At 71.3% G+C, this 4,609-nt stretch carries 4 protein-coding genes; 2 read left to right on the top strand and 2 right to left on the bottom strand.

All coding sequences use genetic code 11. From position 1 onward, the window contains the following. Window positions 1-79: 79 nt before the first annotated feature. Window positions 80-631 (bottom strand): diaminobutyrate acetyltransferase, encoded by a 552-nt coding sequence (gene ectA / locus AOK03_RS38545; RefSeq protein ID WP_079075241.1) that lies wholly within the window; start codon window positions 629-631, stop codon window positions 80-82. Window positions 632-981: 350 nt separating this feature from the next. Next, a complete protein-coding gene (locus AOK03_RS38540; protein WP_055570011.1) occupies window positions 982-2,121 on the bottom strand; it encodes a pyridoxal-phosphate-dependent aminotransferase family protein in 1,140 nt (379 codons plus the stop codon). A gap of 112 nt (window positions 2,122-2,233) precedes the next feature. Here AOK03_RS38540 and AOK03_RS38535 point away from each other — a divergent pair, with 112 nt between their 5' ends. Further along, entirely contained in the window at window positions 2,234-3,331 is a 1,098-nt protein-coding gene (locus tag AOK03_RS38535) for an amidohydrolase family protein (RefSeq protein ID WP_055570010.1), read from the top strand. A gap of 351 nt (window positions 3,332-3,682) precedes the next feature. After that, window positions 3,683-4,606: an SCO1860 family LAETG-anchored protein gene (locus AOK03_RS38530; RefSeq protein WP_055570009.1), complete on the top strand. Its 924-nt coding sequence runs from the start codon at window positions 3,683-3,685 to the stop codon at window positions 4,604-4,606. Window positions 4,607-4,609: the final 3 nt, after the last annotated feature.

Here is a 4,609-nt window from a genome sequence, read left to right as displayed (position 1 = left end):
GGGAGTTGCGCGTGGTTCGGGTGGGGCGGGTGGTACTGGTGCAGGTCTCGCGGGCATCGCTGGGGGGAGCGAGGGCGGATCAGTGGTCGAGCGGACCGATGCGGTACAGCACCTCGGGCTCGTGGCCGTCGTCGGGGAAGATCCCGGCGTCGAACAGGACCTTCCGCTCCACCGACGCGCCGTGTCGACGCGCGTAGGAGAGGAAGAGCCGCTCGGACGCGGTGTTCGAGGGTGCGATCGTCGTCTCGATCCTGCTCAGCGTCCGGCCCGCGGCGACCTTCGAGGTCAGCCCGTCGAGCAGCGCGCCCGCCAGGCCCCGGCCGCGCTGGCCGTGGTCCACGGCCACCTGCCAGACCATGAGGACGTCGGGGTGCTCGGGCCGGATGTAGCCGGTGATGAACCCGACCGTCTCCCCGTCGGCGTCCCGCGCCACGACGGACGTGGCCGCGAAGTCACGGCACCACAGCAGATAGCTGTAGGACGAGTTGAGGTCGAGGACCTTCGAGTCGCGGGCGATCCGCCAGATCGCGGCGCCGTCGGCGACATCAGGACCGTCGAGTTGCAGCCCCTCCGGCATTTTTTGGAATTTCGCTTGCAGGTCGGTCGGTAGATCGGCTTGTGCAGCGGTCATGCAGATTGAATTTACCGAGCAATTTCTTGAATTGCATCGGGGGGAGGGGTTACGTGAGAGCGCCGGATGTGTTATCAGGCGTAGGCGCGCGCCCGCACGAGATCCCATCTCTTTGAGGTGATTTGTCCGGCATAAAACGCACAAAAAGGACGCGCTGTGGAGTACGTCACATAGGCATAGTCCACTTTGGGCGCGTCCGAATTGTGGTGCTTGGTGCTGTCGAAATCTTGGCGTTTAGGTCCCGGGAAAGCGGGCAGAAGAATACGGGAAGCTGTGCTTCTCAGTTTATAAATAATTCGTGAGAAGGTGCGCGGGAATTCAAAGTCCCGCAAAGAGGCGGAGGCGTGGAATCACGATCCGGTGGATCCGTTGGATCCGGTGGTCCCGTCCGACGCGAAGACGTCCGTCACCGCGCGCCGGGCCCCCTCCAGGTCCACCGTGAGGCCGGTCTCGCCCATCGCGGCGCCCAGCGCGGCGAGCGAGGCGTGCACGACGCCCCGGGTCGCGTCGGGCCCGTAGTGGTTGACCCTGATCATCTCCTGGGCGAGCGCCCCGCCCCCGGCGACCAGCGGGAGCACCGGGTCAGCGGCGAGCGCCCTGGCGACGAGCGCGGCGGCGTCGACGCCCTCGGGCGTCCGCAGGGTGGTGGCGACCGGCGCCGCGTCCACCGCCTCGTGCACGTACGGCGCGAGGCCCCCGCCCAGCGCGAGCGCGCCCGCCCGCGTGGCCGCGGCGGTAGTGGCGTGCCGCGCCATCAGGGCGTCCAGGCCCTCCGTTTCGATGCGCTCCACGCACGCCTCGAGCGCCAGCATCTCCAGCTGGGCGGGCGCGTGCAGCAGTGCCTTCCTGCCGCCGTCGATCCAGCGCTCCTTCCAGTCCAGGAGGGAGAGGTAGGAGCGGCGCGGCGCCTGCGGGTTGGCGGCGATGCGCTGCCAGGCCCGCTCGCTCACCGACACCGCGGAGACGCCCGCGGGCCCGCCCATCGCCTTCTGCGCACCGATCACGCACAGGTCCACGCCCCACGCGTCCGGCAGCAGCGGCTCGGCGGCCACCGAGGCGACCGCGTCCAGCATGAACAGCGCGCCGTGCTCGCGCACGACCGCGCCGATCTCCGCGACGGGGTTGGTGTTGCCCGTCGCGGCCTCCGCGTGCACCAGCGAGACGAAGTCGATCTCCGGGTGCTCGGCGAACGCCTCGCGCACCTGGTCGGCCGTGACGGCGGTGTGGAACGGCACGGCGAGGTCGATGACGGTCGCCCCGCAGTCGCGCAGCCAGTTGCCGAAGGTCTGGCCGTACGGACCGGTGATCACGTTCAGCGCGGTCGTGCCCGGCTGCGCCGCGCCCCGGATGCACCCCTCCAGGGGCAGCAGCGCCTCGCCCTGCATGATCACGACGTCCTGCTCGGTGTCGAGCAGCCCGGCCACCCGCGCCTCGATGGCGGCGAAGTGCTGGGCGCTCAGCGGCGCCAGGTCCAGAAAGGGGTGCGTCACAGTACTGCTCACGTCACTGCTCACTTCGCTCACGAGTTCGTTCGGGCTGCGGTACTGAGCGTACCGACCGGCCACGTACCGGGCGTTTCGAGTGCCTCCTAAGCTGCTGCCCATGAGCGATCACGCGGTGCTGCACGTGAAGGGGCGGGTGCTCGTCGGGCCCGAGGACGTACGGGACGAGCTGTGGGTGGTCGGGGGGAGGGTGACCTTCGACCGGCCCGTCGGGACCGCGGCGGGCGACGTCCGCACCGTCGAGGGCTGGGCCCTGCCGGGCCTGGTCGACGCGCACTGCCACGTCGGCCTCGACGCGCACGGGCCCGTCGACTCCGACACGGTCGAGAAACAGGCCCTCACCGACCGCGAGATCGGCGCCCTCCTCCTGCGTGACGCGGGCTCGCCGTCGGACACCCGCTGGATCGACGACCGCGACGACCTCCCGAAGATCATCCGCGCGGGTCGCCACATCGCGCGCACGCGCCGCTACATCCGCAATTACGCCCACGAGATCGAGCCCGACGAACTCGTGGCGTACGTCGCCCAGGAGGCGCGGCGCGGCGACGGCTGGGTCAAGCTCGTTGGCGACTGGATCGACCGCGAGGTCGGCGACCTGACGGCGTGCTGGCCCCGCGACGCGGTGCGGGCGGCCATCGCGGAGGCGCACCGGCTGGGGGCCCGCGTCACGGCCCACTGCTTCGCCGAGGACTCGCTGCGCGACCTGGTCGAGGCGGGCATCGACTGCATCGAGCACGCGACGGGCCTCACGGAGGACACGATCCCGCTCTTCGCGGAGCGCGGCGTCGCGATCGTCCCCACGCTCGTCAACATCGCCACGTTCCCGGACCTGGCCGCGGGCGGCGAGCAGAAGTTCCCCCGCTGGTCGGACCACATGCGCAGGCTTCACGCGCGCCGCTACGACACGGTGCGGGCCGCGTACGACGCGGGCGTCCCCGTCTTCGCGGGCACCGACGCCGGTGGCTCCCTGCCGCACGGCCTGGTGGCGGCGGAGATCGTCGAGCTCACCCGCGCGGGCATCCCCGCGGTGGACGCGCTCTCGGCGACGACGTGGGGCGCGCGGGAGTGGCTGGGCCGCCCCGGCCTCACGGAGGGCGCCCCGGCGGACCTCGTGGTGTACGGGGCGGATCCGCGGGACGACGTGCGGGTGCTGGGAGCGCCGCGGAGGGTGGTCCTGAACGGGCTCGTGGTGGGTTGACCTGGGCGTGACGTGGGGGTGGTGCGGCTCGTTGGGCTTGCTTCGCGAGCGGTGCGGGGTGGCTCGCGAGCGGCGCGGGGCGGTTCGGGGTGGCGTCCAGGGTGGTGTCGGGCTGGTGCGGAGGGGGTGGCTGGGAACGTCTGTGCCGCGGGATTCGAATGAAGAGTCGGAAACGTCCCGTTGGAGTGAACTGACGCCAGGTTGCCGCCCGTTCACTCTGTGTGCGTAAAGATTCCCGCGTCGTCCCTCGTCGATGAGGGGCGACGCCTTCGGTGCGCACGTGATGTCCCCATGTCCCCCATGCGGCGTGCGTGACCGGTGGCCCGTGTCTCCCGTGGGGGTTCCACCACCTTGAACAGCAATACATTCCGTGCGCCCGCCCGCCGCCTCTCCGTCGTCGCCGTCGCCACCGCGCTCGCCGCGGGGCCCGCGGCGCTCGCTGGTGCGGGGTCCGCGCAGGCCACCGGCGGCGACAGTCACCGGGGCGGGCGGGCCGACGCCGTCGTGCTGCGCACCGGGCTGAACGTCTCCCTGCTCAACAAGACCGTGAACGTCCCGCTCAAGGTCGCCCTGAACGAGGTGCAGGCGCCCGCCAGCGCGGAGAAGACCGCACTGACCGCCCGGCTGGACGGCGTCGACGGCGGGCGGCCCTTCAGCGTGCTCCGCGCGGACGTCGCCACGGCGAAGGCCACCGTGCGGGGTGGCACGGCGCGGGGCTACAGCAACGTCGCGCGGGCCGAGATGCATGTGCCCGGGCTGCCGTTGCTCTCCCTCGTCGAGGTCGAGCAGGTCACCTCCAAGGCGGTCTGCACCGCTGGGAAGCGGCCGGTTGCCGAATCGAATCTCCTCGGCGCGGTGACCGTGCTCGGCAAGAAGGTCACGCTGACGGCCAAGGGCACGACGGAGGTGAAGGTGCCGGGGGTCGGCGAGGTGAGCCTCGCCCTGTCGAAGACGCAGACGACGTCGCGCACGGCGGCGGCGTCCGCGCTGGAGCTCACGGTGTCCGTGAACCCGCTGAAGCTGAACGTCGCGGAGGTCACGGGCACGGTGCAGCTGGCCGGGGCCGGATGCGAGACGCCGGTGGGGGTGACGCCGCCGAAGGACTCCGGCGAGAAGCCGCAGGGCGAGCCGGAGAAGCCGGTACAGCCGAAGACGGAGGCGAACCTCGCGGAGACGGGTGGCAGCGCGATGACGCCGTATGTGGCGGGTGGCGCGGTGGTGCTGTTGGTGGCCGGGGGCGGAGCGGTGGCGATGGCGCGCCGTAACCGGGGGTAGTTG

Source organism: Streptomyces atriruber (assembly GCF_001418325.1).
Lineage (GTDB): Bacteria > Actinomycetota > Actinomycetes > Streptomycetales > Streptomycetaceae > Streptomyces > Streptomyces atriruber.
The sequence above is the reverse complement of the archived record's forward strand: the minus strand, read 5'-3'. Positions and strand labels throughout refer to the sequence as shown.